General features: G+C 72.5%; 26 protein-coding genes and 3 tRNA genes. 8 read left to right on the top strand and 21 right to left on the bottom strand.

Annotation, left to right across the window (positions count from 1 at the left end):
• The first annotated feature begins 58 nt into the window (after positions 1 to 58).
• Complete coding sequence (locus ABTW64_RS13015) at positions 59 to 625, top strand: hypothetical protein (RefSeq protein WP_350623072.1); 567 nt, start codon at positions 59 to 61, stop codon at positions 623 to 625.
• 22 nt (positions 626 to 647) lie between these two features.
• On the opposite strand, the gene ABTW64_RS13010 is transcribed toward ABTW64_RS13015, so the two are convergent.
• From ABTW64_RS13010 to ABTW64_RS12995, 4 genes are all read right to left on the bottom strand, one after another.
• Positions 648 to 1,439, bottom strand: coding sequence for a thioesterase family protein (locus ABTW64_RS13010; RefSeq protein ID WP_350623070.1), 792 nt, complete (start codon positions 1,437 to 1,439; stop codon positions 648 to 650).
• An 81-nt stretch (positions 1,440 to 1,520) separates the two neighbouring features.
• Positions 1,521 to 1,754, bottom strand: coding sequence for a hypothetical protein (locus ABTW64_RS13005; RefSeq protein ID WP_350623068.1), 234 nt, complete (start codon positions 1,752 to 1,754; stop codon positions 1,521 to 1,523).
• On the bottom strand, positions 1,747 to 2,097 hold the full coding sequence (locus ABTW64_RS13000) for a hypothetical protein (protein WP_350623066.1): 351 nt from the start codon (positions 2,095 to 2,097) through the stop codon (positions 1,747 to 1,749). The genes ABTW64_RS13005 and ABTW64_RS13000 overlap by 8 nt, the downstream gene beginning before the upstream one ends.
• A 63-nt stretch (positions 2,098 to 2,160) precedes the next feature.
• Entirely contained in the window at positions 2,161 to 2,451 is a 291-nt protein-coding gene (locus tag ABTW64_RS12995) for a hypothetical protein (protein WP_350623064.1), read from the bottom strand.
• Positions 2,452 to 2,644: 193 nt separating this feature from the next.
• On the opposite strand from ABTW64_RS12995, the gene ABTW64_RS12990 reads away from it, so the two are divergent.
• Positions 2,645 to 2,872, top strand: coding sequence for a DUF2188 domain-containing protein (locus ABTW64_RS12990; RefSeq protein WP_350623062.1), 228 nt, complete (start codon positions 2,645 to 2,647; stop codon positions 2,870 to 2,872).
• 84 nt (positions 2,873 to 2,956) lie between these two features.
• Here the strand turns inward: ABTW64_RS12990 and ABTW64_RS12985 are convergent.
• From ABTW64_RS12985 to ABTW64_RS12960, 6 genes are all read right to left on the bottom strand, one after another.
• A tRNA-Met gene (locus tag ABTW64_RS12985) sits at positions 2,957 to 3,030 on the bottom strand.
• Between the two features lie 34 nt (positions 3,031 to 3,064).
• Positions 3,065 to 3,136, bottom strand: a tRNA-Thr gene (locus ABTW64_RS12980).
• Between the two features lie 81 nt (positions 3,137 to 3,217).
• Positions 3,218 to 4,606 (bottom strand): M23 family metallopeptidase, encoded by a 1,389-nt coding sequence (locus ABTW64_RS12975; RefSeq protein WP_350623060.1) that lies wholly within the window; start codon positions 4,604 to 4,606, stop codon positions 3,218 to 3,220.
• A gap of 184 nt (positions 4,607 to 4,790) precedes the next feature.
• Complete coding sequence (locus ABTW64_RS12970) at positions 4,791 to 5,582, bottom strand: inositol monophosphatase family protein (protein ID WP_350623058.1); 792 nt, start codon at positions 5,580 to 5,582, stop codon at positions 4,791 to 4,793.
• A 97-nt stretch (positions 5,583 to 5,679) separates the two neighbouring features.
• A tRNA-Tyr gene (locus tag ABTW64_RS12965) sits at positions 5,680 to 5,761 on the bottom strand.
• Positions 5,762 to 5,890: 129 nt separating this feature from the next.
• Positions 5,891 to 6,382, bottom strand: a complete 492-nt coding sequence (locus ABTW64_RS12960) for an FBP domain-containing protein (RefSeq protein ID WP_350623056.1) — start codon at positions 6,380 to 6,382, stop codon at positions 5,891 to 5,893.
• A gap of 115 nt (positions 6,383 to 6,497) precedes the next feature.
• On the opposite strand from ABTW64_RS12960, the gene ABTW64_RS12955 reads away from it, so the two are divergent.
• Entirely contained in the window at positions 6,498 to 6,986 is a 489-nt protein-coding gene (locus ABTW64_RS12955; RefSeq protein ID WP_350623054.1) for a YajQ family cyclic di-GMP-binding protein, read from the top strand.
• Between the two features lie 83 nt (positions 6,987 to 7,069).
• On the opposite strand, the gene ABTW64_RS12950 is transcribed toward ABTW64_RS12955, so the two are convergent.
• Positions 7,070 to 7,639, bottom strand: coding sequence for a hypothetical protein (locus tag ABTW64_RS12950; protein WP_350623052.1), 570 nt, complete (start codon positions 7,637 to 7,639; stop codon positions 7,070 to 7,072).
• Positions 7,640 to 7,966: 327 nt separating this feature from the next.
• Here ABTW64_RS12950 and ABTW64_RS12945 point away from each other — a divergent pair, with 327 nt between their 5' ends.
• Positions 7,967 to 8,590 carry a GntR family transcriptional regulator gene (locus ABTW64_RS12945; protein ID WP_350623050.1) on the top strand — a complete coding sequence of 208 codons (624 nt, stop codon included), beginning with the start codon at positions 7,967 to 7,969 and terminating at the stop codon, positions 8,588 to 8,590.
• 61 nt (positions 8,591 to 8,651) lie between these two features.
• Here ABTW64_RS12945 and ABTW64_RS12940 read toward each other — a convergent pair whose 3' ends face one another.
• On the bottom strand, positions 8,652 to 9,647 hold the full coding sequence (locus ABTW64_RS12940) for an alpha/beta hydrolase (RefSeq protein ID WP_350623048.1): 996 nt from the start codon (positions 9,645 to 9,647) through the stop codon (positions 8,652 to 8,654).
• 116 nt (positions 9,648 to 9,763) lie between these two features.
• Between ABTW64_RS12940 and ABTW64_RS12935 the strand changes: the two genes are divergently transcribed.
• Positions 9,764 to 11,422 carry a glycoside hydrolase family 13 protein gene (locus tag ABTW64_RS12935; RefSeq protein ID WP_350623046.1) on the top strand — a complete coding sequence of 553 codons (1,659 nt, stop codon included), beginning with the start codon at positions 9,764 to 9,766 and terminating at the stop codon, positions 11,420 to 11,422.
• A 246-nt stretch (positions 11,423 to 11,668) separates the two neighbouring features.
• Positions 11,669 to 13,219, top strand: a complete 1,551-nt coding sequence (locus ABTW64_RS12930; protein WP_350623044.1) for a DEAD/DEAH box helicase — start codon at positions 11,669 to 11,671, stop codon at positions 13,217 to 13,219.
• Between the two features lie 161 nt (positions 13,220 to 13,380).
• Here ABTW64_RS12930 and ABTW64_RS12925 read toward each other — a convergent pair whose 3' ends face one another.
• From ABTW64_RS12925 to ABTW64_RS12910, 4 genes are all read right to left on the bottom strand, one after another.
• Positions 13,381 to 14,754 (bottom strand): FAD-dependent oxidoreductase, encoded by a 1,374-nt coding sequence (locus ABTW64_RS12925; protein ID WP_350623042.1) that lies wholly within the window; start codon positions 14,752 to 14,754, stop codon positions 13,381 to 13,383.
• Between the two features lie 100 nt (positions 14,755 to 14,854).
• A complete protein-coding gene (locus ABTW64_RS12920) occupies positions 14,855 to 15,895 on the bottom strand; it encodes a polyprenyl synthetase family protein (RefSeq protein WP_350623261.1) in 1,041 nt (346 codons plus the stop codon).
• A 14-nt stretch (positions 15,896 to 15,909) separates the two neighbouring features.
• Positions 15,910 to 16,701, bottom strand: coding sequence for a demethylmenaquinone methyltransferase (locus ABTW64_RS12915; protein WP_350623040.1), 792 nt, complete (start codon positions 16,699 to 16,701; stop codon positions 15,910 to 15,912).
• Entirely contained in the window at positions 16,698 to 17,237 is a 540-nt protein-coding gene (locus ABTW64_RS12910) for a DUF402 domain-containing protein (protein ID WP_350623038.1), read from the bottom strand. The genes ABTW64_RS12915 and ABTW64_RS12910 overlap by 4 nt, the downstream gene beginning before the upstream one ends.
• Before the next feature lie 217 nt (positions 17,238 to 17,454).
• Between ABTW64_RS12910 and ABTW64_RS12905 the strand changes: the two genes are divergently transcribed.
• Positions 17,455 to 18,747 carry an isochorismate synthase gene (locus ABTW64_RS12905; protein ID WP_350623036.1) on the top strand — a complete coding sequence of 431 codons (1,293 nt, stop codon included), beginning with the start codon at positions 17,455 to 17,457 and terminating at the stop codon, positions 18,745 to 18,747.
• A gap of 104 nt (positions 18,748 to 18,851) precedes the next feature.
• Here the strand turns inward: ABTW64_RS12905 and ABTW64_RS12900 are convergent, their stop codons facing one another.
• The 5 genes from ABTW64_RS12900 to ABTW64_RS12880 form a co-directional block, all read right to left on the bottom strand.
• Positions 18,852 to 20,108, bottom strand: a complete 1,257-nt coding sequence (locus ABTW64_RS12900) for an FAD-binding protein (protein WP_350623034.1) — start codon at positions 20,106 to 20,108, stop codon at positions 18,852 to 18,854.
• Between the two features lie 26 nt (positions 20,109 to 20,134).
• A complete protein-coding gene (locus ABTW64_RS12895; RefSeq protein ID WP_350623032.1) occupies positions 20,135 to 21,286 on the bottom strand; it encodes a glycerate kinase in 1,152 nt (383 codons plus the stop codon).
• Positions 21,287 to 21,347: 61 nt separating this feature from the next.
• Positions 21,348 to 22,214: a polyphosphate kinase 2 family protein gene (locus ABTW64_RS12890; RefSeq protein WP_350623030.1), complete on the bottom strand. Its 867-nt coding sequence runs from the start codon at positions 22,212 to 22,214 to the stop codon at positions 21,348 to 21,350.
• 42 nt (positions 22,215 to 22,256) lie between these two features.
• A complete protein-coding gene (gene menD / locus ABTW64_RS12885; protein ID WP_502892340.1) occupies positions 22,257 to 24,011 on the bottom strand; it encodes a 2-succinyl-5-enolpyruvyl-6-hydroxy-3-cyclohexene-1-carboxylic-acid synthase in 1,755 nt (584 codons plus the stop codon).
• On the bottom strand, positions 23,953 to 24,372 hold the full coding sequence (locus tag ABTW64_RS12880) for a PLD nuclease N-terminal domain-containing protein (RefSeq protein WP_350623028.1): 420 nt from the start codon (positions 24,370 to 24,372) through the stop codon (positions 23,953 to 23,955). Before ABTW64_RS12880 ends, menD begins: the two co-directional genes overlap by 59 nt.
• Before the next feature lie 85 nt (positions 24,373 to 24,457).
• Between ABTW64_RS12880 and ABTW64_RS12875 the strand changes: the two genes are divergently transcribed.
• A complete protein-coding gene (locus tag ABTW64_RS12875) occupies positions 24,458 to 24,784 on the top strand; it encodes a DUF4229 domain-containing protein (RefSeq protein WP_350623026.1) in 327 nt (108 codons plus the stop codon).
• Positions 24,785 to 25,009: the final 225 nt, after the last annotated feature.

Raw genomic sequence — 25,009 nt, 5'->3', positions numbered from 1 at the left:
CGCCGACGCAGAGGACAGACAGGACGCAGAGGACAGAGGACGCAGAGGAGACACGACGATGCCGTACACCGCTGAGGACCCGCGACACTGGTCGGCCGACGAGCTTCGGGCGCGCATCCCGGGATGGGGCGCCGACCTGGATCCGGCCGACCGCCCCTCCTACCCCAAGCTCAAGTACGCCCCCGGCGACACCGGCGCCCACTGGGAGCTGCCCGAGCAGCAGCCGGAACTGACGCCGCGCGAGCGGTCGATCGAGCACGCCCGGCTCACGCCCGCGTTCGGCACCGTCGCGCCGCTGCGCGGGCTGTCGGGAGCCGTGCGCCGATTCGCCTATGCGCGGTTCAGCGAGGGCCGGGCTGCCCACTGGCTGCTGCTCATCCTGGGCGACCGGATCGACGCGGTCGAGAGCCACCTCGCGTCGTTCGTGACGGGGCACCCGGACAACCCGAGCACAGAGACGGGCGTGCTGAGCGAGAAGCGCCGCCACGGCATCTCATCGCGCTTCGGCAGCAAGCGCGCCGATGTGAAGCACCACTGGATCGATCCGATCCTCGTCGCGGGCCCGTGGGTGCTCGCGGCGTGGAGCGTGGTCGCGCTGCTCGGCCGGATGATCCGTCGACGCTGACCCGGGCGGCCGTGCGGTCCCGTCATCTGGGCCGCACGGTCAGCCCCTGCGACACGGTGCCGAGCGGGCCCCGCTCGTCATGCAGCACGGTGTGCGTCAGGCCGGCACCATGCGGACCGAACGACACCGCGGTGTCGCACCCGATCCACTCCCCCGCCGGCTGCCTGATCAGGTGCGCCGCCAGATCGAGATTCGGCGAGAACACCTCGTCACCGGATGCGCGCGGCGTGACCCCGTTGGCGAGATCCACCACGCCGAGCAGCCGGGCGGTGGTGCTCACCGGCACGCCGGCGATCAGGTCGCGCTGCGGCCGCAGCCAGAAGGCGGCGCGGCCCGGCTTGTCCTCACGACGCCGGATCGTCACGGAGCGCGCGAAGCCCCCCGGCCAGTGCTCGGACATGCGCCACTCGGGCAGCGACCCCGGAGCAGGGATGGGCGGCAGCGGTGTGCCCGCCAGGCTCGTCGTGTCGTACGCCGCCGTAAGCCACGCACGCGCGATGAGCGCCGGGCGTCCCGCGTGCACCAGCCGCGCCTCGACGAGCTCGATCGTGCGTCCGGGGCGCAGCACGCTGACCTCGACGTCGACCGGCTCAAGCGGGATCGTGCCGAGGATCTCGCAGGAGAACCGCGCGAGGCGCAGGTCGCCATCCCGCCCGGCGCCGCCGCGCGCGGCGCGATCGCGCTCGATCGCGTGCGCAAGCAGCCCCATGCCGGGCGCGACGTGCTGCTCGGCAGGGTTCCAGCCGCCTCCCACGTGCTCGGTCGGGCGGAATCGCGTCGGGGACTCGGGCACGAAGCAGGCGTCGTCGCTCACCCGGTCATTCTGTCAGCGGGGCGCGCGTCCGTGCGTCGGCGGCTGCGTGGGCGGATCGCCGCGTGGTGCCGACGACGCCGGCTACGCCGGTCTCGGGCGCTCGTCATCGTTGTCGCCGTCGCCGCCGAGCCCGAGATCGGCCTCGGAGAGCGCGGCCTCCTCCGTCGCGGTCGCCGCCTCGTCACCGGCGTCGTCGCCCGCGATCGTCGAGAACCCGGCGAAGTCGGTCTCGCCGTGCTCGGCGGCCAGGCGCGAGGCGTCCTGCTGGTCGAGGTGCGCGGCCTCGCCGTCGGGACGGCCGGACGCGTCACTCATCGTCGTCTCCGTAGACCTCGCTCGGCGTGTCCCCGCCATCCGGCAGCGCGGCCGCATTGATGTCGGCGTCCGCCAGCGAGGCGTCGCCGGTCGGCGTATCGGCGCCCATGGTGCCGTCGTTGCCGGTCGGGGCGGCGCTGCCGCCGAGGGTGTCGCCCGCCGAGTGCGGGCCCTCCGGCCCGCTGTCGTCGACGCCGAGATCGTCGTGGATGACGACGTCGTCCTCGAGATCCTCCACGCGTCGCGAGGCCGCTGCGCGCAGGTCGGCGTCGTTCGCGTGGACCGGCCCCTGGTCGTTCGCCCCGCTCTCGGGTGCGGGGGTGCCCGCTGTGCTGTCGCTCATGACCCCACGATGCCCTCGTCGGGACGCGGGATGCAGGGGGTTGCCTGGGTGGGGGCGCCCGCGCTACGCGTTCGTCGTTCCGGCCCGGGTCACCGCGTTGCGCCACACCACGGTCTCGCGCATGCCGCGTTCGGTGTGCCAGCGCACCACGACCACGCGGTCGTTCCATCCCGCGGCGAACGCCTCCACCCGTTCGGCCACACGGTGCGGCCACGAGATCCACGCGCGCACAGACGGATGCTTCTGCTGCCACTCGATCGGCTGCGGCCCCCACGCGTCCGGCGGCAGGGTGCAGGGGGCGATCCCCCCGAGCATCAGGTCGAGCTTCTCATCGGTCACGAGGGTGCTGCCCATCGGTCGGTCGCTCCTGTTCTCCGGCCGAACAGCGATGCTACGACCAGCCGCCGACACCGAGATGGCGACATCGGGCGAAGCCCCACGGCGCCGCGCCGCAACCCCCTCGCCGAGGCGTCACCACGCAGCTAGGAAGGAAATCGACGTGCGACGAGACACGTCTCAGGCGAGAAGATGAGGCGAAGGAGGCAGCATGCCCCACGGTGATGTCGAGACATTCCATGAGGACGGCTCCTGGCACAACCGCGTCGAAGGCGAGAGCGGCACGCTGGGCGGCTCGTTCCGCACGAAGGATCAGGCGGCCCGAGCGGGCAGGGAGCTGGCGCGGGAACGCGGCGTCGAGCACATCCTGCGCGACCTCGACGGGCGGATCGGCGAGCGCAGCACCTACGGTCACGACCCGCGCGACGTGAAGGGCTAGGTGCCTCGGTCGCCCATGGGGGCGCCCAGGATGCAGAACGCCCCCGGCGACTGATCGGACCAGTCTCGGGGGCGTGTCGTTCTGTAGCGGAGGCGGGACTCGAACCCGCGACCTCACGATTATGAGTCGTGCGCTCTCACCAACTGAGCTACTCCGCCGCAAGACATACGCGGACGGATCCGGTGTGTCGAGAGCCCCGAGTCAGGATTGAACTGACGACCCCTTCCTTACCATGGAAGTGCTCTGCCACTGAGCTATCGGGGCGTGCTGCCCGCGCCGGGGCAACCAGACGAGGATATCATCCTCTGGGCCAGGACTCGAACCGAGCCCCCGCCCGCGCGCGTCTCACTCGCCGGCGGTCTCCGGCTCGTCATTGCGGTAGTGCGTGTTGGCGTGCTCCTTGAGCCACGGCATCGGGTCGATGGCCGTTCCGCTCGGAAGTCGCAGCTCGAAGTGCAGGTGCGCGCCGTACGACCGTCCGGTGTTGCCCACGAGACCGATCACATCGCCGACCTCGACATGCTGACCGTTGGTCACACGGACCGAGCCGTCCTGCATGTGCGCGTAGTGGCTCGTGATCATCTGACCGTCGATCACGTGGTCGATGTAGACGTTGTTGCCGTAGGCGCCGTAGGGGCCGATGCGCACGGTGCCGTCGGCGATGGCCTGGATGGGCGCGCCGTTGCCGGGCGTGAAGTCGATGCCCTCGTGCAGGCGGCCCCAGCGCTGACCGAAGGCCGACGACATGCTCGTGCCGAGCACGATGGGCCACTGGATGTCGGCGGTCGGGTCGTTGACGTACACGGCGTTCGCGGTGTTGATGCCGGTCACCGCGGCGATCTCGGCGAACGTGGTGGTCTCGTACTTGCTGGTGCGCTCGATCTGCGCGTTCTGCGCGTCGGCGGGGGCGACGAACGCCTGGATCTGCTCATCGTCCGCGGTCGCAGCGGCCGGCGTGCCGGCGGCGATCGAGACGCCCGCCGCAGCGGCGGCGTCGGTCGTGGCGAGGGCGCTGAACGGCGTGGTCATTCCGACCGCGAGCAGACCCACCACGCCGAACGCGCTGATGGACGCCGCGACGGTCGCCACGCGGCGCACCGTGGGGCGCTTGCGACGAGCGGTGTGGTGCGATCCGGTGCGCGGAGCGGCATCCTGCACGGGGCGCGGCTCGTCGGATGCGAGCGGCGTCTCGCCCGTGAAGTTCAGGGCGCGAGCGGCCTCCACGAAGAGGTCGACGGGCTCCTCGGCGGGCGCGGTGGATGCGGCCGCCTCGATCGCCTCGGCCACCGGCTCGGCGGCGACCGCGATCGGGGCCGTGAGAGTCGAGGGTTCGACGGCCTGATCTGCCACGACCGCCTGCGCCACGGCGACGGCGGGAGCATCCTGCGCCGACTCGCGCTGCTGGGCCGCGGCGTCGTCGCCCTCGAACGAGAGGTGCTCGACCGGGGCCGAGGGCAGGGGAACGGCCGGGACCTCCGCCTGCGGGCTGCGCCGGATGCGCCGCTGAGGGGCGGCGATCGGGGCCGCGACCACGGCTGCAGTGGCGTCGGCGGGGGCCGACTCGGTCTCGGCGAGAAGCTCGGGAAGCGGCTCGGGGGCCTGCATCGCGCTCTGCGCGCCCAGCGCGCGGAGCTGACGGCGCGTCAGCGGCGCCTCGGCTGCAGGGCGCGCGGCTGCGACGCGACGTGAGCGGCGCGTGGGCGCGGGCTCAGCCGGAGGGACGTCGAAGGGCACAGAGAGACTTTCGGGTAGTCACGGGGTTCTCGGGGCGGCTCGCGCGAGAGCGCGTTCCTGCTCGCTACCTGCGTCTCGGGTGACTCAGTAACGATTGGGTAAACACTATCCCGTTCCGCCTGAAAGCGCCATGTGCGATATTCCCGATCTGCGGGACGGACGACCGGCATATATGCCGGACGGGTCAATCGAGGATCGCGGAGCGCAGCCGCTCATACAGCTCAGGCCCCGCGACGACGGCGAGGGAACGCCCGAACGCGTCGGGCTCGAACCACCCCGATCGGCCGCCCGCCTCGTCCACGAGCAGCCGACCGGCCGCGATGTCCCACGGCTGCAGCCCGCGCTCGAAGTAGCCGTCGAGGCGGCCGGCCGCCACGAACGCGAGATCCAGCGACGCCGCGCCGATACGCCGGATGTCACGCGCGAGCGGCATCGCGCGCGTCAGGGTCGCGAGGTCGCCCGCGTGCGTGCGGCTGTCATAGCCCAGGCCGGTGGCGATGAGCGCCCCTGCGGGAGCGTCGGTGTTGACGCGGATCCGCTGCTCGCCCAGCCACGCGCCCTCCCCCGCGGCAGCGCGGAAGGTCTCGCCGAGGGCCGGCGCGTGCACCACGCCGGCGAGCGCGCGCCAGGTGCCCGGATCGGTACCGTCCACGACGGCCGCGATGCTCACGGCATACGACGGCATGCCGAACGCGTAGTTGACCGTTCCGTCGATGGGATCGACGACCCACGTGATCCCCGTCGTGCCCGCGGCGTCCCCCGACTCCTCGCCCAGGAAGCCGTCGTCGGGCCGCGCCGCCGCGAGCCGCTCGCGGATGAGGGCCTCCACCTCACGGTCGGCCTCGGTGACGATGTCGGCGATGGTCGACTTGCTGGCTGCGATCGAGACGCCCTCGCCGCGCCGGCGGCGCGCGAGCTCACCCGCCTCGGTCGCGATCTCGACGGCGATGTGCTGAAGCTCGAGAGGCGACGTCATGCCTTCACGCTACCCGCGCGACGGCGAGCCGCCGGACGCACGCCGACCGGCGCACACGACGAAGGGCGGCCCGCCTGGGCCGCCCTTCGTCTGTGCGTGGCAAGTGAGGGATTCGAACCCCCGAAGCATTACGCGGCTGATTTACAGTCAGCTCCCTTTGGCCGCTCGGGCAACTTGCCATGCGCACCCGCCTGACTTTTCCAGCCAACCGGAGACGCGAGTGTCCATGTTACCCACACCTGGCCGTGCATCGAAATCCACCCGCCACCGGGAGTGGCGATGCGGTCCGGCAGCGCACGCGGGAGGCGTCAGGCGGCCTTCGCGAGCACGCGCTCCACGAACTCGTGCGTGCGGCGCTTCGTGCCGTCGATCTTCATGTCGACGCTGCCGCGATACTCGTTCGGCGCCAGCGGCATCGCGAGCCGCACGTTCTCGTGGCATGAGAGGTCGGCGCAGATGTAGGTGCCGACGCTGTCGCCCTGCTGCCCGGCGTCGCCCGCCTTGCGCGCCGTGAACAGCGCGACCTGATTGCCCGGCTGCATGGTGCGGCAGATGTTGCAGAACGCCGAGCGGGCGCGCGACGTGCTCTCGGCCGCGCGCAGCACCACTCCCGTCACCTCGCCTCCGACCTCGGCCACGATGTACCCCCGGCTCTTGGTGCGCGGGTCGCGCCACGCGAGGAAGTCGAGATGATCCCACTCCGTCAGCAGGAAATCGTGGGGCAGGGCGATGACCGACGCATCGGTCCTCTCAGCATTGACGAACGACTCGCGGAGCTCCGCCTCGGTGAGCGCGCGCATGCAACCTCCCGGATGTCGGATGGAACCGGCGGCGGCCGGACTTCCCCGACGAGTCTACGAAGCCCTGCGGACACCGGGCCTGGCCACAGCGCCCGGCCGCAGTAGGCTGTGCGCCATGGCCGACAGCAGTTTCGACATCGTCAGCAAGGTGGACAAGCAGGAGGCGGACAACGCCCTCAACCAGGCCCGCAAGGAGGTCGAGCAGCGCTACGACTTCAAGGGCACCGGAGCGTCCATCGCGTGGAGCGGCGAGCAGATCCTCATCACCGCGAACAGCGAGGAGCGCGCGAAGGCCGTGCTCGACGTGTTCCAGTCGAAGCTCATCAAGCGCGGCATCTCGCTCAAGAGCCTCGAGACGGGCGAGCCCACGGCGAGCGGCAAGGAGTTCAAGCTCGTCTCCAGCCTGAAGGACGGCATCTCGCAGGAGAACGCCAAGAAGATCGGCAAGATCATCCGCGACGAGGGCCCCAAGGGCGTCAAGTCGCAGGTGCAGGGTGACGAGCTGCGTGTCTCGAGCAAGAGCCGCGACGACCTGCAGGAGGTCATCCGCCTGCTGAAGGCCGCCGACCTCGACATCGACCTGCAGTTCATCAACTACCGCTGAAACAGCCGCCGGATCCGCCGCCGCCTCAGCCGCCGCGCTGATCCGGCTGATTCGACCGAGGGCCCGGGATCCCGACCCCGGGATCATGCCGCTGCGGCGTCCCGAAGGGGCGTCCGCACCGTCGACCGAGACGCCCTGCGCGCGGTCCGGCCGCCGTCCTCCGTGCGGCGCACCCGCGTCATCCGCTCGCCCGATGCCGCGCGATGGGCACGCCGGACCAGATGGGTCAGCACGCCCATCTGCTCCAGCTCGCGCAGCTCGGCGCGCAGCATGGCGGGCGTGGAGCGGCGGCAGGAGGTGCCCACGGCGATCTCCGCGCAGTCGCGCAGCACCGCGGAGAGGGAAACGCCCATGCGGGTGGCGACGTGGGCGAGCGCGCGCACCACGTCGCGAGGAAGAGGGTAGGCGACCACGGTCGCCGCGTCCTTCGGGATGTGCGCGCCGCGCGGAGGAGCCGGAGGCGCCATCCGGGCCACGCGAAGGGCCTGGCTCGCGGTGAGGCCCAGGCGCGCCGCTTCGGCGAGCGCGGCCGCGGCGTCCATCAGAACGTGGCCGATCCTCGTTCCCTGGGAGTCGGCGATGAGAGCGAGGACGGCGAAGCGGTCGGCGGGCAGCCCGACCGTGATGCGGTCGCGGTGTCGGGAAGTCGTCATGCCGACGACGCTACGAGCGGCGGGCGCTGCGATCCGGCGGGGCTGACGCCCTCTGAGCGGAAGCGCCCGGCACGGTAAGTGGCGCCGCCACAGAGCCTGAGTGCTCGGGCCGCTTCACGGGTGCGACGAGTACCGGCCCTCGCAGGGCAGCGGTCCCCGTCGGGAGCGCACAAGGAACACCGGGACACCCCCGATATCCTGCTATCCTTCGGCGGCCTCCCGTACGATGGATACCGATCAGATCGCTGCGGGCGCGATTGGCGTGTGCAGCACGCTCGTCCTCCCCCACCGCCCCCAGCGAGTTCGACGTGGATGGGCAGGAGTTGCATGAGCGGGTTGGCTCCGATCGACAAGGGCAAGCAGCTGCTGGCGGACACCGTCTTCCAGTTCCTGGGCGCCGCCATCATCGACGGGACGTTGGAGCAGGGCGAGCGCATCCGCGACGCGGAGCTCGCCGAGAAGCTGAACGTGTCGCGCATGCCGATCCGCGAGGCTCTGCAGCGTCTCGAGCGCATCGGTCTGGTCGAGATGATGCCGAGCCGGTACACCCGTGTCACGACGGTCACCGACGAGATCGTGCGCTCGTCGCTCGCCTACGCCGGCTACAAGTGCGGCATCGAGATCCACGCGACGCTGCGCGGCATGTCCGACGCGCAGGAGGCCCGTGCGCTCGAGCTGCTCGACGCCATGGAGGCCGCTCTCGGCGACGACGAGGCATCGATCGAGGCTCGGGTCGCGTTCTCGCGTTACATCGCCTCTCTCGCCTCCGAGAACGTGTACAGCCAGCATCTGCACGACCTCGACATCGCGCTCGAGCGCAACCTCCGGCACGTCGGGCCCGTCGTGTCGGACGACGCGTTGCGCGAGAACTACGCCCAGCTGCGCCAGGCGATCCGCGATCGCGACAACGACACCGCAGAGCGCCTGGTGCGGGCCCAGTTCGGCATCTGACCGCAGCGGCCGCTGGATCGCGCCGAGGTCGCCGAGGTCGCCGAGGTCGCCGTCGGCGATGTCACCCTCGCGGCGTCGCCGCCGCGAACCCGCGCGCCCAGCGGTCGAGCCGCGCGTAGGCGTCGCGGCGGACATCCGGCCGCGACAGGAACACGTCGTGCAGGGCACCGTCGATGCGCTCCACGGTGACCGACGCGCCCAGCCGCAGTCCGGCCCTCGCGATGTCGTCGACGTAGAGCACGGTGTCGGAGCGCGTCAGGTCGTCGCTCCAACGGGCCGGCAGCGTGCTGCGGGCCGACAGCAGGATGCACACGGGCGCGGGGATCGCCAGCCCCTTCGACACCGCCGTGTGCCCGGCCAGGATCGCGTCGAGCCATCCGGCATAGGCCGGGAAGCCGCCCGGCGGGCGCCACGATTCGTCGATCGACACCGGGTCGTCCGGATCGGCCGCCTCCTCCTGCGCCCGCGCGTAGAAGCCGTGATCCGTGACGCGGATCTTGTCGAGCGGCCGCAGCCGGGCGCGCAGCTCGACGACGGGCGAGAGGGCCACGCGCGCCACCGCGCTGAGCTGGAACTCCAGCCAGGGACTGTTGAGCACCAGGGCCGCCACCTCACGCGGGTGACGTGACGCCCACAGGCTCAGGACGAGACCGCCCGTCGAATGCCCCAGCAGCACGAGCCGGCGGCCCGTCGATGAGCCGCGGGCCCGCAGCGCGGCACGGATATCGGCGTCGTAGGTCTCGAGGTCGTTGACGTAACCCGGCGTCTGCCACTCGCGCAGGCTGCGCCCGTACTTGCGCAGGTCGAGCGCGAAGAACCGGGCGCCGCGGTCCGTCCAGAATCGGGCCAGGCGGCGGTGGAAGAAGTAGTCCGACCAGCCGTGCACGTAGAGCACGTCGACGTCCTCGAGCAGGCGGCGGCGCATCCAGAACCGGCGCGGCGCTGGCAGGTGCCGCACGACCGTCGCGGCGACGGGCCCTTCCTCGTCCTCGCCCAGCGGCAGCGTGCGCTGCTCGAATCCCTCGCCGAGGACGTCGGGGATCCAGCCGTCTGCCATTCCCTCAGCCTAGTGACGGCCCTCCTCCTCCCCCGCGCTCGCCGGCCTATCTCATGACCGGCGGCGGGTTGGCAAGCGCTGCCGCCCCGGATCCCGTCTCTCCTAGAGTCGTTGCCATGACGTCCGACCACGCCCCCGAGTGGTGGCGCACCGCCGCGATCTACCAGATCTACCCCCGCTCTTTCAGCGACGCCGACGGTGACGGCATGGGCGACCTGCGGGGCGTCACGACCCGGCTCGATGCGTTGCGCGAGCTCGGCGTCGACGCCATCTGGCTGTCGCCCTTCATGACGTCGCCGCAGCGGGACGCGGGCTACGACGTGGCCGACTACTGCGACGTCGACCCGCTCTTCGGCGACCTGGCCGATTTCGACGCGATGCTGGCCGCCGCGCATGAGCGGGGCATCCGCATGATCGTCGACCTGGTGCCCAACCACTCGTCCGACCAGCACCCCTGGTTCCAGGAGGCCCTGAAGGCGGCACCCGGCAGCCGCGAGCGGGCGCGCTACATCTTCCGCGACGGTCAGGGCGAGCACGGCGAGGAGCCCCCGAACAACTGGCAGTCGGTCTTCGGCGGTCCGGCCTGGACGCGCGTCACGGAGGCCGACGGCGACGCCACGGGCCCCAACGGCCCGCAGTGGTACCTGCACCTGTTCGATGCGTCGCAGCCCGACTTCGACTGGGCGAACGAGGAGGTGCGCGAGGAGTTCCGCCGCATCCTGCGCTTCTGGCTCGACCGCGGCGTCGACGGCTTCCGCGTGGATGTGGCGCACGGGCTCGTGAAGCACGACGAGCTGCCCGACTACATGCCGCCCGAGGACTCCGACTCCATGGGCGGCACGGAGCCCGTGCCCTATTGGGGCCAGGAGGGCGTGCATGAGATCTACCGCGACTGGCACCGCGTGCTCGCCGAGTACGACGGCGACCGCGCGCTGTGCGCCGAGGCGTGGATGCCCACCGCGGCCGAGGTCGCGCTGTGGGTGCGCCCCGACGAGATGCACCAGGCGTTCAACTTCCCGTACCTGCAGGCACCGTGGGACGCCGCGCGCCTGCGCGAGGTGATCGAGGAGTCGCTGGAGGCGTTCGGCGGGGTCGGCGCGCCCACGACGTGGGTGCTGTCGAACCACGACGTCGTCCGCCACGCCACACGGCTGGCGCTCGGACCCGGCCATCCCCAGGGTCACGGCGTCGGGCCGAAGACGCCGGGCAAGCCCGACCCCGCCGTGGGACTGCGTCGCGGCCGTGCCGCGACGGCCCTGATGCTCGCGCTGCCCGGCTCGGCGTACCTGTACCAGGGCGAGGAGCTCGGCCTGCCCGAGGTCATCGAGCTTCCCGACGACGCCCGCCAGGATCCCACGTGGTTCCGCACCGGCGGCGAGCGCTACGGTCGCGACGGCTGCCGTGTGCCGATCCCGTGGGAGGCCCACGCGCCGGCGTACGGATTCAACGACACGGGCGCGACGTGGCTGCCGCAGCCGTCGGAATGGGCGGAGCTGGCGCGCGACCAGCAGGAGGGCGACGCCGACTCGACGCTGAACCTGTACAAGACACTGCTGCGCCTGCGGCGGGAGCACGCCCTGGCGTCGGGAGAGCTGTCGTGGATCGACGGACTCCCGCCGCAGACGGTGGCGTTCCGCAATACCGGCGTCACGGTGATCGCGAACCTCGGAGCCGAGCCGGTCGCGCTCCCGGCGGGCCGGCTGCTCGTGGCCAGCACGCCGTTCGACGGCGATGCGCTGCCCGCCGACACCACGGTGTGGATCGCAGAGGACTGACCCACGGTTCACAGCCGACGGCGGGCTGGGGATGCTACGGTCATAGTGCGTTCGCATCTCGAGCGCATCGTCGTGTCTCGACAGGACTTCCGAGTCCAGGGCTCGCCGGATGATCCGGCTGACGACCCGCACATCCTGCCGCGGCGAACGGATCCGGCATCCGCCGAGTTCGCCACCACCGGCCTGCGCTCTTTCGCGCCCGCGCTCCTGCGCGCTTTCGGCCGGACATCCGAAGGAACACACCAGATGACCTCTGCTGACCAGCAGACCCCCTCGTTCGCCGACCTCGGCGTCCCCTCCGTGCTCGTCGACGCGCTCGTCGCGATGGAGCGCCCGACCCCGTTCCCGATCCAGCGCGAGACGCTGCCCTCCACGCTCGCCGGGCGCGACGTGCTCGGCCGCGGCAAGACCGGATCGGGCAAGACGCTCGCGTTCGCGATCCCGCTCGTCGCCCGCCTCGCCGCGGCACGCATCCGCCGCACGCCCGGTGCCCCTGCCGCGCTCGTGCTGGCGCCGACGCGCGAGCTCGCGACCCAGATCACCCGCACGGTCGAGCCCCTGGCCAAGGCCGCGGGCATGAACGTCACCACCGTTTTCGGCGGCGTCTCGCAGAAGCCGCAGGAGGCCGCGTTCGTGAAGGGCGTCGACATCGTCGTGGCCTGCCCCGGCCGCCTCGAGGACCTCATCGGCCAGGGCGTCGTGCGCCTCGACCGCATCGCGGTGACCGTGCTGGATGAGGCCGACCACATGGCCGACCTCGGCTTCCTGCCCGGCGTCACGCGCCTGCTGTCGAAGACCCCGGCCGGGGGCCAGCGGATGTTCTTCTCGGCCACGCTCGATAACGGCGTGGACAAGCTCGTGAAGAAGTTCCTGACCGACCCGGTGAGCCACGCCATCGACTCCGCCGAGTCGCCCGTCGCGGCCATGACGCACCACGTGTTCGAGGCCGCTTCGCCCGAAGCCAAGACCGAGCTCGTGAAGGCGCTCGCATCCGGCACGGCGCGGCGCATCCTGTTCACGCGCACCAAGCACCAGGCCAAGAAGCTCGCCCGTCAGTTGACGGCAGCCGGCATCCCCGCGGTCGACCTGCACGGCAACCTGTCGCAGAACGCGCGCGACCGCAACCTGGCCGACTTCTCGTCGGGCGCCGTGAAGGTGCTCGTGGCGACCGACGTGGCCGCCCGTGGCGTGCACGTCGACGGCATCGACCTCGTCGTGCACGTCGATCCGCCGGCCGAGCACAAGGCGTACCTGCACCGCTCGGGCCGCACGGCGCGCGCCGGCGCGGCGGGCGACGTCGTGACGCTCATGCTGCCCTCGCAGCGCAAGGACACCGAGATCCTGCTGCGCCGGGCGGCGATCCAGGCCAAGCCGCAGGCCGTCACGGTGACCAGCCCCCAGGTCGTGGAGCTGATCGGCGAGGTCGCCGAGCGCGTCGCGCCGCAGGCGGGCGGCCCCGGCGTGGGCAACGCGCCGGCGCCCGGCTCGACCGGCGGCGGCCAGTCGCAGGGTGCCAACGCGCGCCGCAAGCGCGCCGCCCGCGACGAGCGCCAGGGAGGCGGCACGGGCGGCGGTCAGGCCCGCCAGGGCCAGGGCCGCGGTCGCGGCGGTCGCGGCGGGCAGGCCCGCACGTCCGGCGGCTCGGCGCGCACGTCCGGCGGCTCGACCCCGATGTTCAGCACCTCCACGGGCCAGCCGGCGCAGCGCCCCGCGCACGGCGGCTCCGCCACCCCGACGCCCCAGCCGCAGCGCCGCCGCGGGCCGCGCCGCGCCTCGGCCCCGGGCACCGCGCGCTGACGCGACATCCGGCGCACGAGATCACATCCGGCGCGTGAGGCCGCATCCATCCGGGCGTGGCCTCACGCGCCCCATGTGATCCGGACCGGGTGGATGTGATCCGGCGCAGACGGCGAGAGCCCGGCCCCCTCCAGGGACCGGGCTCTCGCGGTGTCAGCGACTCACTCGCCGCGTGAGATCTTCACCATCTCGTCGCGGGGCACGACCTTGACGCGGGCGCGGCCCTCGGGAGCGCCCAGCGCGACCTCGTGCTCGTCCAGGCGGTGCCAGCCCTCGAGGTCGGTCCAGGCGACCCCGCGCTCGGCGAGCAGCGCCGGGATGGCGGCCTCCGACGGATCCTCGGGCTGCCACCACGAGCCCTGGTCGTTGACCAGGTGCTGGATGGTCTCCATGGCGTCGGACTTGGTGTGGCCGATGAGTCCGACCGGGCCGCGCTTGATCCAACCGGTCGCGTACATGCCGGGCATGCGGTCGTTCGAGTCCTGCGCGAGCACCTGACCCTCGTGGTTCGGGATGACGCCGTGCCGCTCGTCGAACGGCACGCCCGGCAGCGGCGATCCGAAGTAGCCCACCGCGCGGTACAGCTGGCCCATGGGCACCTCGCGCAGCTCGCCTGTGCCGACGACGCCGCCCTGGCCATCCGGCTTCGTGCGCTCGTACACCAGCGCGGCCACACGGCCCTCGGCGTCCTTCTTCACCTCGACGGGCTTGGCCCAGAAGTGCAGGTGCAGGCGGCGCGACGCCGTGCCGCCGGCGTTGTTCGCGGAGGGACGCTGACGCCACGACTGCAGCACGCGGTCGATCACCTTGACCTGCTTGTTGGTCTCGATCGCGGCCTTGGACGCCTCGTCGTAGTCGAAGTCCTCGTCGTAGACGACCATGTCGACGTCGCGCAGCTCGCCGAGCTCCCGCAGCTCCAGCGGCGTGAACTTCACCTGGGCGGGACCGCGGCGGCCGAACACGTGCACATCCGTGACGGGCGACGCCTCCAGCACCTCGTACACGTTCTGCGGCACCTCGGTCGGCAGCAGGTCGATCGCATGCTTGGCGAGGATGCGCGAGATGTCGAGCGCGACGTTGCCGTTGCCGATCACCCCGACCGACGGAGCGGTCAGCGGCCACGTGCGCGGCACGTCGGGGTGGCCGTCGAACCAGCTCACGAAGTCGGCCGCGCCGAACGAACCCTCGGCGTCGATGCCGGGAATGTTCAGGTCGGCGTCGCGCACCGCGCCCGTGGCGAAGATCACCGCGTTGTAGTGGCGCTTGAGGTCGTCGAGCGTGATGTCCTCGCCGAAGCGCACGTTGCCGAAGATGCGGATGTCGCCGCGGTCGAGCACCTCGCGCAGCGCACCGATCACGCCCTTGATGCGGGGGTGGTCGGGGGCGACCCCGTAGCGCACGAGCCCGTACGGCGCGGGCAGGTGCTCGAACAGGTCGATCGAGACGTCGAACTGCTTCTCGGCCTTGAGCAGGATGTCCGCGGCGTAGATGCCGGCGGGTCCCGCACCGACGATGGCCAGCCTCAGCTTGGTCATGACTTTCCTTTCAGCCGGTTAGGCCTTTCGTGGATCTTCCCGAGTCTGCCGGGAGATCCTGGGCGGATCCCCTTCCGGCGGGACAGCGGGGAATGCGTCGTCAGCTGCTGCGGCCCGAGAGCGACTCGGCGAAGCGGGTGAGCGCCTCGCGCACGCCGCCGTGTCTCGGACCCTGCGGCAGGGGCGCGAGGGCGTCGATCGCCTCACGCGTCCAGGTGAGCGCGAGCTCGCGCGTGCGCGCGGTGGCCTCGTGGTCGCGCAACTCGGCCAGCGGCGCATCGAGGATCTCCGGATCCTCGCCCTCGCCGATGCGCGCGACCCCGGCGTCGATGCGCTCCGTCAGGGCGCGGGCCCCGGCATCACCCGACCGCGCGAGCAGCAGGTACGGCATGGTGGGCACACCCGCGCGCAGGTCGGTGCCCGGAACCTTGCCCGTCTCCCCCGGGTCGGCCGACAGGTCGATCACGTCGTCGAGCAGCTGGAACGCGACGCCCACCTTCTCGCCGTACTGGCGCAGCGGCTCGTGATACGCGCGGTCGGCGTGCGAGAAGATCGCCCCCGCCTGCACCGAGGCCGCGATGAGCGATCCGGTCTTGTCGGCGAGCACCTGGATGTAGAACTCGATCGGGTCGTCGGACGGCTGCGCGCCGACGGTCTCGTGCATCTGGCCGAGCACCAGGCGCTCGAACGTGTCGGCCTGCAGCGCCATCGCCCGCTCGCCGAGGCGCGCCATGATCTGGCTCGCGCGCGAGAACAGCAGGTCGCCGGTCAGGATGGCGATGCTGTTGCCCCACACGCGGTGCGCGCTCGCGACGCCGCGACGGCGGTCCGCGCCGTCCATGACGTCGTCGTGGTACAGCGAGCCGAGGTGAGTCAGCTCAAGGGCCGTGGCGGCGTCGACCACGTCGGGCACGATGCCGTCGCCCAGCTGCGCCGCGAGCATCGTGAGCATCGGCCGCACGCGCTTGCCGCCGGCCTCGTACAGGTAGCGGCTGGTCGCGTCGACCAGCGAGTCGGTGGAGCGCAGCTCATCCGACAGTCGGCGCTCGACCTGCTCGAGGCCGCCTTCGATCACGCCGATGAGCCGCTTGGCGCCGGGACCCGCGAACATCCGATCGCTCAGGCCGTAACGGCTCGCCATGGAGGGACTGGGGGTCACGCGTCCAGCCTACCGGCGGGCTCGTCGGCAGGATGCGCCGCCGACCCGTCCGCCGCGGCGTCCGCCGGCTTCGTCGCACGGTGCAGCGCGACGATGCCGAAGGTCAGGTCGCGGTACGCGACATCCGTCCATCCGACGTCGCGGATCCAGGATGCGAGCGTGCGCTGATCGGGCCAGTGCCTGATCGACTCGTTGAGGTAGTCGTAGGCCTCCGTGTTGGACGACACCAGGCGGGCCACGCGCGGCAGCACGCGGTCGTTGTAGAAGCGGTAGAGCGATCGGAACGCCGCCACGGGCGGGTGCGAGAACTCGCAGATCACGAGGCGTCCGCCCGGCTTCGTCACGCGCAGCAGCTCGGCCAGCGCCTTCTTGGGCTGCTTGACGTTGCGCAGACCGAACGACATCGTCACGGCGTCGAACTCGGCGTCGCCGAACGGCAGCGCCGTGGCGTCGGCCTCCACGAACTCGAGGTTGCGCACGTCGCCGTGCCGACGGCGGCCCTCGGCGATCATGCCGGGCGAGAAGTCGGCCGCGACCACGGCGGCGCCCGACCGGGCGAGCGAGATCGACGACGCGCCGGTGCCTGCGGCCAGATCCAGGATGCGCTCCCCCGGGCGCGGGGTCACCGCGCGCGTGGTGGCGACGCGCCACAGGCGGTCGTTGCCCACGCTCAGCACCGTGTTCGTGACGTCGTACTTCGCGGCGACCTGGTCGAACATCCCGCTCACGCGATCCGGGTCCTTGCCCAGGTCGGCGCGGTTGGGGGCGGGTCGGTCGTCGCGGGTCACGCGTTCGAGTCTAGGCGGGCCAGCACGGCCAGCCAGCGGTCGGCGGTGGCGTCGTCGAACGGCGCCTCGAACGCTCGCACCCGCGCCTCGAGCTCGTGGGCGGTGGCCTCGAGCATCTCGATCACGCGCGAGGGATAGCCGTAGCGCACGCGATGCTCCTCCCACTCGTCCTCGTCGTCGATGTAGACGCCGCGCTCGTCGAGGCGACGCACGACGTCGAGGTCCATGTCGATCGCGGTGGGCAGGCCGTCGTCGCCCCAGCCGGCATCCCATGCCACGTCGATGTAGACGCGCGTCACCTGCGGGGCGTCGTTGACCGTGAGCACGAAGTCCTGGCGGTCGTGGGGCAGCATCATGACGCTCGTCGAGCGCAGCGTGACGTCGCGCCCGGGACGGAAGCTGCGCGATCCGATCCGCTGCCCGACCCAGTCGCCGTATTCGTCCGCGCCGAGGTACACGCACTCGTGCTGCCAGTGCGGCGACCCGTCCCACTTCCTCCAGCGGAAGGCGAGCGTGGTTCCGGGCACGTGGCGCATCCCTCGACCCTATGCCCGCGCCGCCGTCCGGCTCCTTCTCGACTGCACACCGAAGTGCGTGTGCACTCGGGGCGGGCGGGCAGCCGGCCCCAGTACACACGAACATTGGTGTGCACTCGGGGCGGGCAGGCAGCCGGCCCCAGTACACACGAACATTGGTGTGCACTCGGGGCGGGCAGGCGCCGGGGCGAAGCGCCCGCCGAATTAGACTGGTCGGGTGAGCGATTCCCGCCGTGTCCCGCGTCTGATCGTGGAGACCCGGGAGATCGATCCGGTCGAGGATCCGCTGCTCTGGGCCAGCCCGGCATGGCCCCTCGTCTGGCAGCGGCGGGGAGACATCCTGGTGGGATCCGGCACCGAGGTGCTGCGCATGGATGTCGACGGCCCCGACCGGCTCGAGCGCATCGCGGCCGCATGGCGCGAGATCATGGCGGCCGCGGACGTCGACGACCAGGTGCGCCTGCCCGGCACGGGCCTCGTGGCCTTCGGCGCCTTCGCGTTCGATGACGCCTCCGAGCTGCGCAGCACGCTCACCGTGCCGTCGCTGATCCTGGGCCGGCGCGGCGGGCGATCCTGGCTCACCCGCATCCGCTCTCCCCGCGCGTTCGGCGCCGACGAGGAGCCGTCGCCCACCCCGTACGGGCCGCACTGGTCGGCCACGCTCGGACCGGGCAGGATGGACCCCGCCGCCCATGGCGAGGCCGTGCGCGCTGCGCTCGCGGCGATCGAGGCGGGCGAGGTGAAGAAGGTCGTGATCGCACGCGACATCGCGGGAACCGTGCCGGTCGCCGCCGACCTGCGGCGCCTCGTGCGGGCGCTCGCCAGCGGCTACCCCGACACGTGGACGTTCGCCGTCGAGGGCATCATCGGCGCCAGCCCCGAGACCCTCGTCACCGTGCGCGGCGGCGAGGTCACGGCCCGGGTGCTCGCCGGAACCCGGCCGCGCGGGGCCGATGCCGACGAGGACACCGCGATCATCGCCGAGCTCGCCGCCAACCCCAAGGACGTCGACGAGCACGAGTACGCCGTGCGCTCGGTGGTCGATGCGCTGCGTCCGCACACGTCGGCGCTGGCCGCCGCCGAGCAGCCGTTCACGCTCAAGCTGCCGAACCTCTGGCATCTCGCGACCGACGTCGAGGGCACGCTGTCGAACGGATCGACCGCCCTCGACATGGTGCGCGCGCTGCATCCCACCGCGGCCGTCGCGGGCACCCCGCGCGATGCCGCCATGGCGGCCATCCGGCGCATCGAGCCCTTCGATCGGGGTCGCTACGCGGGCCCGGTCGGATGGATCGACGGCGATGGCGACGGCGAGTGGGCCATCGCCCTGCGCTGCGCGCAGTTCGGCGTGCCCGGCGAGTCGATCGACGGGGGATGGCGCATCGATCCGGACGGCACGCGTGCCGTCACGGCCCACGCCGGCGGGGGCATCGTGGCGGGAAGCGTGCCCGAAGCCGAGCTGCTCGAGACCCGGGTGAAGTTCCGCCCCATCGTCGACAGCCTGAACTGACGCGCGCTCGGCGCCCCTCCCGGCGGGCGCCTCGCCCGGCGGCGCCTCGCCTCGGCGGGCGCCTCGCCCGGGTGGGTGCCCCCGGTCCCAGGCGTCGGCGCCCGCTACAGCTCGTCGAGGAACGACAGGTACGGGTTGCGCATGCGGCCCGCCGGGTCGAGCTCACGGGCGAGCGCGGCGAAGTCGGCGAGCCGCGGCCACACGGCGGCGCGGCCGGCGGCATCCATGGTCGAGAGCTTGCCCCAGTGCGGGCGCGCGGCGAACGGTGCCAGGGCCGCCTCGATCTTCGCCACCACGGCCTCCACCGCGGGCTGGTCCGGCAGCCAGGTGAAATGCAGCCCCACGGCGTCGGTGTCGTACGCCGGGCTCAGCCACAGCCGGTCGGCGCGCATCGACCGGATCTCGGTCACCTGGATGAGTGGCGCGATGTCGTCGGCCAGCTCGCGGACGGCCCGGATCGCCGCCACCGCGTGCCGCCGTGGCACGAGGTGCTCCGACTGCAGCTCCGCGCCGCTGGAGGGCGTGTGGCTGAGGCGGAAGTGCGGCAGCCGGTCGAGCCACCTGCCGGGCTGTCCCAGCTGCGGTGTGCAGGCATCCGGCGACGCGCCCGCCAGCATGTGCAGCGGCTCGGCGGCGGGGGCCGGTTCTCCCGGAATCGCGGGCGCCCGCCCGTCGCGCGACTTGGTCCACACCTGGTCGATGACATCCGGATCGGTCCAGCGCAGGAACAGGCTGACGCTGTACGCGGCGCCCGTCAGCGCGTCGAAGTGCGCCAGCGCGGTCTCGAGCGGCAGCCGTTCGTAGAGCCGCTGGCGCACCTCGAACGACGGCTCGATGTCGAGCGTGACCGACGTCACGATGCCCAGCGCACCCAGCGACACCACCGCCGCGTCGAACTGCGCGTCGCCGCGCCGCAGGGTCAGGATGTCGCCGGTCGCGGTCACCAGCTCGAGCGCCGCGACCGCCGACGACAGGGTGCCGACGGCGTCGCCCGATCCGTGCGTGCCCGTGGCGATGGCGCCGCCGATCGAGATGTGCGGCAGCGACGCCAGGTTCGCCAGTGCCCACCCCGCCGCCTCCAGCTCCCGCGCCAGATGTCCGTAGCGCACGCCCGCGCCGACCGTGACCGTGCGGGCGTCCGGATCGATCGCGGATGCCGCGTCGAGCCCGGCGGTCGAGACGATCGTGCCGTCGGTGTCGGCGATCAGGCTGAACGAGTGTCCCGTGCCGAGCGCGCGCACCGGCCCTGGACCGCGCAGGATGTCGCGCACGTCGTCCACGGTGCGCGGCGTCGCGATGCGGCTCGCGCGGAAACGCACGTTGCCCGCCCAGTTGGTCAGCTCCACGTTGGTCAGCCCCATGTTGGTCAGCCCCCTGTTGGTCAGCCCTATCGGGTATCCTTCCCCTCGCGGGCCAGCGTCTCCCCCGCCGCGCGCAGCCAGCGGTCGGCATCCTGCATCGCGGCCTCGGCCGATCCGGCGAGCGCCGTCAGCGACACGGCCGAGAGGCCGGACGTGTCGGCATCGTCCCCGATGCGCCCGGCGACCAGCGCGACGCGCGCGCCGGCGGCGCGCGCGAGCTCCGCGACATAGCCCGTCGTCTTGCCGGCCGCCGACTGCCGGTCGTACGACCCCTCGCCCGTGACCACGACATCCGCCGCGGCGACCGCATCGCGCAGTCCCGTCAGCTTCGCGATCTCGGCTGCGCCGCCCACGAGGCGGGCGCCCCAGGCGAGCAGCGCGAAACCCGTACCCCCCGCCGCGCCGGCCCCCGGCGCGTCCGGATCCGCCGCGTCCGGATCCGCCGCGTCCGGATCCGCCGCGAGCAGCTTCGCAAGCCGGCTCAGGCCCGCGTCGGCCCGCGCGACGGCGTCCGCGTCGAGCCCCTTCTGCGGCCCGAACACGGCCGCGGCCCCCTGCGTGCCGGTGAGCGGGTTCGTGACGTCGGTCAGCACGAGCACGCCCCCGGCCGGCGCCGGACGCAGGCGCGTCAGGTCGGCCTTGCCCAGCTCGTCGAGCCCGGCGGCGCCGGGAGGCACCGACACGTCGTACGCGTCGGTGAAGCGCGCGCCCAGTGCCGTGAGCGCGCCGATCCCGCCGTCGGTGGAGGCACTGGACCCGATGCCGAGGATCAGCCGCGAGACGCCATGATCCAGCGCGGCGCGGATCGCCTGCCCGAAGCCGAGCGTCGAGGCATCCCGCCCCCGCAGGTCGCCGTGCAGCAGCTCGATGCCGGATGTCGATGCGAGCTCCACGACGCCGGTGCCGCCGGGCGTCGCCTCGTCGGCCGGCAGCAGCAGCCACGTGGCGTCCACGGGAGCACCCGCCGGGCCCGTGACGCGCAGCGGCATCCGGCGCGCATCCGGGAACGCGCCGGCGAACGCCTCCAGCGTGCCCTCCCCGCCATCGGCCATGGGGCGCAGCACGACGTCGGCTCCGGGCTCGACGGCGAGCCAGCCGTCCGCGATCGCGCGTGCCGCGTCGGCGGCCCCGACGGTGCCCTTGAAGCCGTCGGGCGCGATCACGACGCGAGTGCCCACCCGCCCAGCCTAGGCCCGCCCCCGCGGCGGGGTCGTGCTCGGGCGAGACCGCGTCCGGCGACTACAGCGTCGCGCGCAGGCGGGCCTTCTCGGCCTCGACGTCGAAGTCGGCGACCGGCCACTGCGGGTCGATCGACTCCAGGGTCTCGAGCAGCAGGGCCTGCACCGCCAGGCGCGCGTACCACTTGCGGTTCGCCGGCACGACGTACCAGGGCGCGTCGTCCGTCGACGTGCGGCTCAGCGCCACCTGGTACGCCTCCATGTACGCCGGCCACTTGGCGCGCTCGTCGACGTCGCCGGGGTTGTACTTCCAATGCTTGTCGGGCCGCTCGAGACGCTCCATGAGCCGGGCGCCCTGCTCCTCGGGCGAGATGTGCAGCATCACTTTGATGATGCGCGTGCCCGACTCGGCCATCCGGCGCTCGAAGTCGACGATCGCCCCGTAGCGGCGCTCGATCTCCTGCGGGTCGGCGAGCCTGCGCACGCGGCCGATCAGCACGTCCTCGTAGTGCGAGCGGTCGAAGACGCCGATGAGCCCGGGCCCCGGCACGCGCTTCTGCACGCGCCACAGGAAGTCGTGCGCCAGTTCCTCCTCCGTCGGCGCCTTGAACGCCGCGAGCTGGATGCCCTGGGGGTCGACTCCGCCCACGACGTGCCGGATGATGCCGCCCTTGCCCGCCGAGTCCATGGCCTGCAGCACGAGCAGCACCGAGTCCTTCGCGACGCCGCCGCGGCTGGCGGCGTAGAGGCGCTCCTGATACTCGGCGAGCTGGTCCAGGCCCGCGGCGAGGTCGAGCGTGCCGTCGGCCTTGTCGCCGGAGTATCCGGGCGTCGACTCGGGGTCGATGTCGGCGAGCCGGAACCCCCGGTCGACCCGCAGGGCACGCAGGGCGTCTTCGGTCCACTTGGCCTGACTCTTGGCGCTCATGGGCCTTTTCTAGCAGGCCGCCTCCTCCGGGGCGGGCGGATGTCACCGGTCGAGCGGAACCTCGATGATGCGCCGCGCGCCGGGAGCGATCAGCGCCTGGTCGAGCGCCGACCGCGTGGTCACCCGCGTGTGCTCCCACCCGTAGGCCTGAGCGAGCGCCGCGAGATCGACCGCCTGGGGCGTGTACTGCACCCGCGCCATGTCGTCGGGCGACGCCACGCGGGCGACCTCCAGGCCGTCGAAGATCGTGCCGCCGCCGTCGTTGCCCACCACGAGTTGGATGCGCGCCTCGTCCTCCGACACCGGCAGCAGCAGCGCGCCGACGTCGTGCAGCAGCGTCAGGTCTCCGAGCAGGATGCGCGTGACGCCCGGGCGACCGTCCGCCTGGCTCGCCAGCGCGATGCCCAGGCCCGTGGCGATCGTGCCGTCGATGCCCGCGAGGCCGCGGTTGGCGTGCACGGGCACGCGCTTGCCCGGCAGCACCGCATCGGCCACACGGACGAGCCGGGACGACCCGAACACGAGCCGGTCGTGCGGCCACGTCGCCGCCCACACGGCGGCGACGAGCTGCTCGCGGTCGAGCGGACGCCGCACCGCCGCGAGCTCGGCCGCCACGGCGTGGGCGCGTGTGCGCGGCTCGGTCGACGTGAGGCCGTCGAGATCCGGCGCGGGGGCATCCAGGTCCACGGCCTGCGCCGCGGATGCGCGCATCCATTCGCCGAGCCACGTGCGATCCGTCTCGCCCGGCGCGACCGCCACGGCGGCCGCATGCGTGGTGGCGCGGTTCAGGTTGAGCGGCTCCCCCGGCCCCTCGACCGCGATCACCTCGACATCGGCACGCGACAGCAGCGCGGTCACCTCGCGAGACAGCGTCGGATGCCCCCGCACGATCGCACGTTCGACGCGCCCGCCCAGGTCGGGGTCGCGCAGCAGGGCGCGGTAGCCGTGCACGACCTGCCGGCCGAAGCGGGCGCCGCTGACGATCTCGGCGATCAGCGGCCATCCGCCCTCGTGAGCCAGCTGCTCGGCGTCGGCGCCCGCGTCGGCTCCGGCGATCACGACCGTGCGTGGCCCCCGCGCCAGCGGCCGCGGATCGTGCCAGCGGATGCGCCAGTCGCCGGGCACCGCTCGCGTCTCGCCGGCGGTGAACCAGTCGGGCAGCGTGCCCGCGAGCGGCTCGCGGTACGGCAGGTTGAGGTGCCCCACACCCTGCACGGGTCCGCTGGTCACGCGCGCGAACGCCTCAGCGGCAGTGCGCCGGACGCGTGCGAGCTCGCCCGCGGCGCCCTCGGGCACCGGCAGATCGTCGGCGAACAGCGCGTGGGGGAACAGCCCCGGCTGCGTCGTGGTCTGGTTCGCGCCCACGCCGCGCAGCTCGGGCGGCCGGTCGGCGGTGAGCAGCAGCAGCGGAACGCCGGCGTGGAAAGCCTCCAGGGCGGCGGGCAGCAGGTTGGCCACCGCGGTGCCCGACGTGCAGATCACCGCCGCGGGCCGCCGCGTCTCACGGCCGATGCCGAGCGCCGTGAATCCGGCGACGCGCTCGTCGATGCGCACGTGCAGCCGGATGCGCCCGACCCTCTCGAGCGCCGCAGCGGCCAGGGCGAGCGCCTGCGAGCGCGAGCCAGGGCTCACGACCACGTGCCTCACGCCGAGGGCGACGAGCTCGTCGAGCAGCGCGGCTGCCGCCTCGCTCGCGGGCGAGGCCAGCGGCGCGTGCGCGCCGGCGGGCGACGTCACGTCAGAGCGCCCCGCCGCGGCGGCCGCGGGGGTCGTCGTCGGCACCGGGCTCGTCGTCATCCGGCGCCGTCGGCTCGGCCTGGTCCGGGCGGGTGCGCGGGTCGTCGCCTTCGGAGTCGAGACGCGCCAGCTCCTCCTCGAGCAGCCGGATGCGCTCATCCTGATCGCTCGGCGCGCGCAGGGTGCCGAGGAAGTTCGGGTCATCGTCGGGCGCGATCACGCGGCCCGGCGCCTGCGGCCGCGCGCGGCCCAGCACGAACCACAGGATGCCGCCCAGTACGGGGATCAGCACGACGATCGCGATCCAGGCGCCCTTGGAGACGCCGCGGTGGCGCGCGGGAGGCTGCACCGCGCAGTCGACGATGCTGAAGACCCAGAAGACCGCGGCGGCGATGCCGAGGACGATGAGAAGGCGTGCCACCACCTCATCCTAGGCGTGCCGCCTATGCACGGGATGGGCGCCGCCCGCCGGGTGCGCGCTCAGGTCGCGAATCTAGACTCGAGGGGTGAAGAACTCAGCCGGTCTGTCGTTCGTCGTCTATGCGGTGCTGCGCCTCGCGGCGTTCCTGGTGCCCTTCGGGCTGATGATGCTGCTGCCGGCGTTCCACGACCTGTGGTGGCTCGCCGCCGTCTTCGCCGCGCTGATCGGACTGAGCATCTCGGTGCTGTTCCTGCGCCGTCCCCTCGGCGAGGTGTCGCAGTCGCTGGCGGCTCGCCGGGCGGCGGCCGAGACCTCCGGCGCTCCGCGCCCGCGCGCCCAGACCGAGCGCGAGCTCGAGGACCAGCTCGAAGACGAGGCCAACGAGCGCGCCATGCGCGGCGACCAGCCCTGACGCCCCACCCCGCCCGGCTGCACACCAATTTGCGTGTGCACTCGCCTGGACCCCAGAACACACGCGCATTGGTGTGCACTCGGCCGGGCAACCCCAGAACACACCCACATTGGTGTGCACTCGGCTCGGCAACCCCAGAACACACCCACATTGGTGTGCACTCGGCTCGGCAACCCCAGAACACACCCACATTGGTGTGCACTCGGCTCGGCAACCCCAGAACAC

Source organism: Microbacterium sp. NPDC096154, from assembly GCF_040302945.1.
Taxonomy (GTDB): domain Bacteria; phylum Actinomycetota; class Actinomycetes; order Actinomycetales; family Microbacteriaceae; genus Microbacterium.
The sequence above is the reverse complement of the archived record's forward strand: the minus strand, read 5'-3'. Positions and strand labels throughout refer to the sequence as shown.

What these genes read in the sequence shown, in the direction of transcription:
- ABTW64_RS13000 (WP_350623066.1), bottom strand. Translation starts at nt 2,097, where the DNA reads ATGAGCGACAGCACAGCGGGCACCCCCGCACCCGAGAGCGGGGCGAAC.
- ABTW64_RS12930 (WP_350623044.1), top strand. Translation starts at nt 11,669, where the DNA reads ATGACCTCTGCTGACCAGCAGACCCCCTCGTTCGCCGACCTCGGCGTC.
- ABTW64_RS12940 (WP_350623048.1), bottom strand. Translation starts at nt 9,647, where the DNA reads ATGGCAGACGGCTGGATCCCCGACGTCCTCGGCGAGGGATTCGAGCAG.
- ABTW64_RS12920 (WP_350623261.1), bottom strand. Translation starts at nt 15,895, where the DNA reads ATGGCGAGCCGTTACGGCCTGAGCGATCGGATGTTCGCGGGTCCCGGC.
- ABTW64_RS12950 (WP_350623052.1), bottom strand. Translation starts at nt 7,639, where the DNA reads ATGACGACTTCCCGACACCGCGACCGCATCACGGTCGGGCTGCCCGCC.
- menD (WP_502892340.1), bottom strand. Translation starts at nt 24,011, where the DNA reads ATGACGACGAGCCCGGTGCCGACGACGACCCCCGCGGCCGCCGCGGCG.
- ABTW64_RS12945 (WP_350623050.1), top strand. Translation starts at nt 7,967, where the DNA reads ATGAGCGGGTTGGCTCCGATCGACAAGGGCAAGCAGCTGCTGGCGGAC.
- ABTW64_RS12960 (WP_350623056.1), bottom strand. Translation starts at nt 6,382, where the DNA reads ATGCGCGCGCTCACCGAGGCGGAGCTCCGCGAGTCGTTCGTCAATGCT.
- ABTW64_RS13015 (WP_350623072.1), top strand. Translation starts at nt 59, where the DNA reads ATGCCGTACACCGCTGAGGACCCGCGACACTGGTCGGCCGACGAGCTT.
- ABTW64_RS12935 (WP_350623046.1), top strand. Translation starts at nt 9,764, where the DNA reads ATGACGTCCGACCACGCCCCCGAGTGGTGGCGCACCGCCGCGATCTAC.
- ABTW64_RS12995 (WP_350623064.1), bottom strand. Translation starts at nt 2,451, where the DNA reads ATGGGCAGCACCCTCGTGACCGATGAGAAGCTCGACCTGATGCTCGGG.
- ABTW64_RS12955 (WP_350623054.1), top strand. Translation starts at nt 6,498, where the DNA reads ATGGCCGACAGCAGTTTCGACATCGTCAGCAAGGTGGACAAGCAGGAG.
- ABTW64_RS12925 (WP_350623042.1), bottom strand. Translation starts at nt 14,754, where the DNA reads ATGACCAAGCTGAGGCTGGCCATCGTCGGTGCGGGACCCGCCGGCATC.
- ABTW64_RS13005 (WP_350623068.1), bottom strand. Translation starts at nt 1,754, where the DNA reads ATGAGTGACGCGTCCGGCCGTCCCGACGGCGAGGCCGCGCACCTCGAC.
- ABTW64_RS12910 (WP_350623038.1), bottom strand. Translation starts at nt 17,237, where the DNA reads ATGCGCCACGTGCCCGGAACCACGCTCGCCTTCCGCTGGAGGAAGTGG.
- ABTW64_RS12900 (WP_350623034.1), bottom strand. Translation starts at nt 20,108, where the DNA reads ATGGGGCTGACCAACGTGGAGCTGACCAACTGGGCGGGCAACGTGCGT.
- ABTW64_RS12890 (WP_350623030.1), bottom strand. Translation starts at nt 22,214, where the DNA reads ATGAGCGCCAAGAGTCAGGCCAAGTGGACCGAAGACGCCCTGCGTGCC.
- ABTW64_RS12970 (WP_350623058.1), bottom strand. Translation starts at nt 5,582, where the DNA reads ATGACGTCGCCTCTCGAGCTTCAGCACATCGCCGTCGAGATCGCGACC.
- ABTW64_RS12990 (WP_350623062.1), top strand. Translation starts at nt 2,645, where the DNA reads ATGCCCCACGGTGATGTCGAGACATTCCATGAGGACGGCTCCTGGCAC.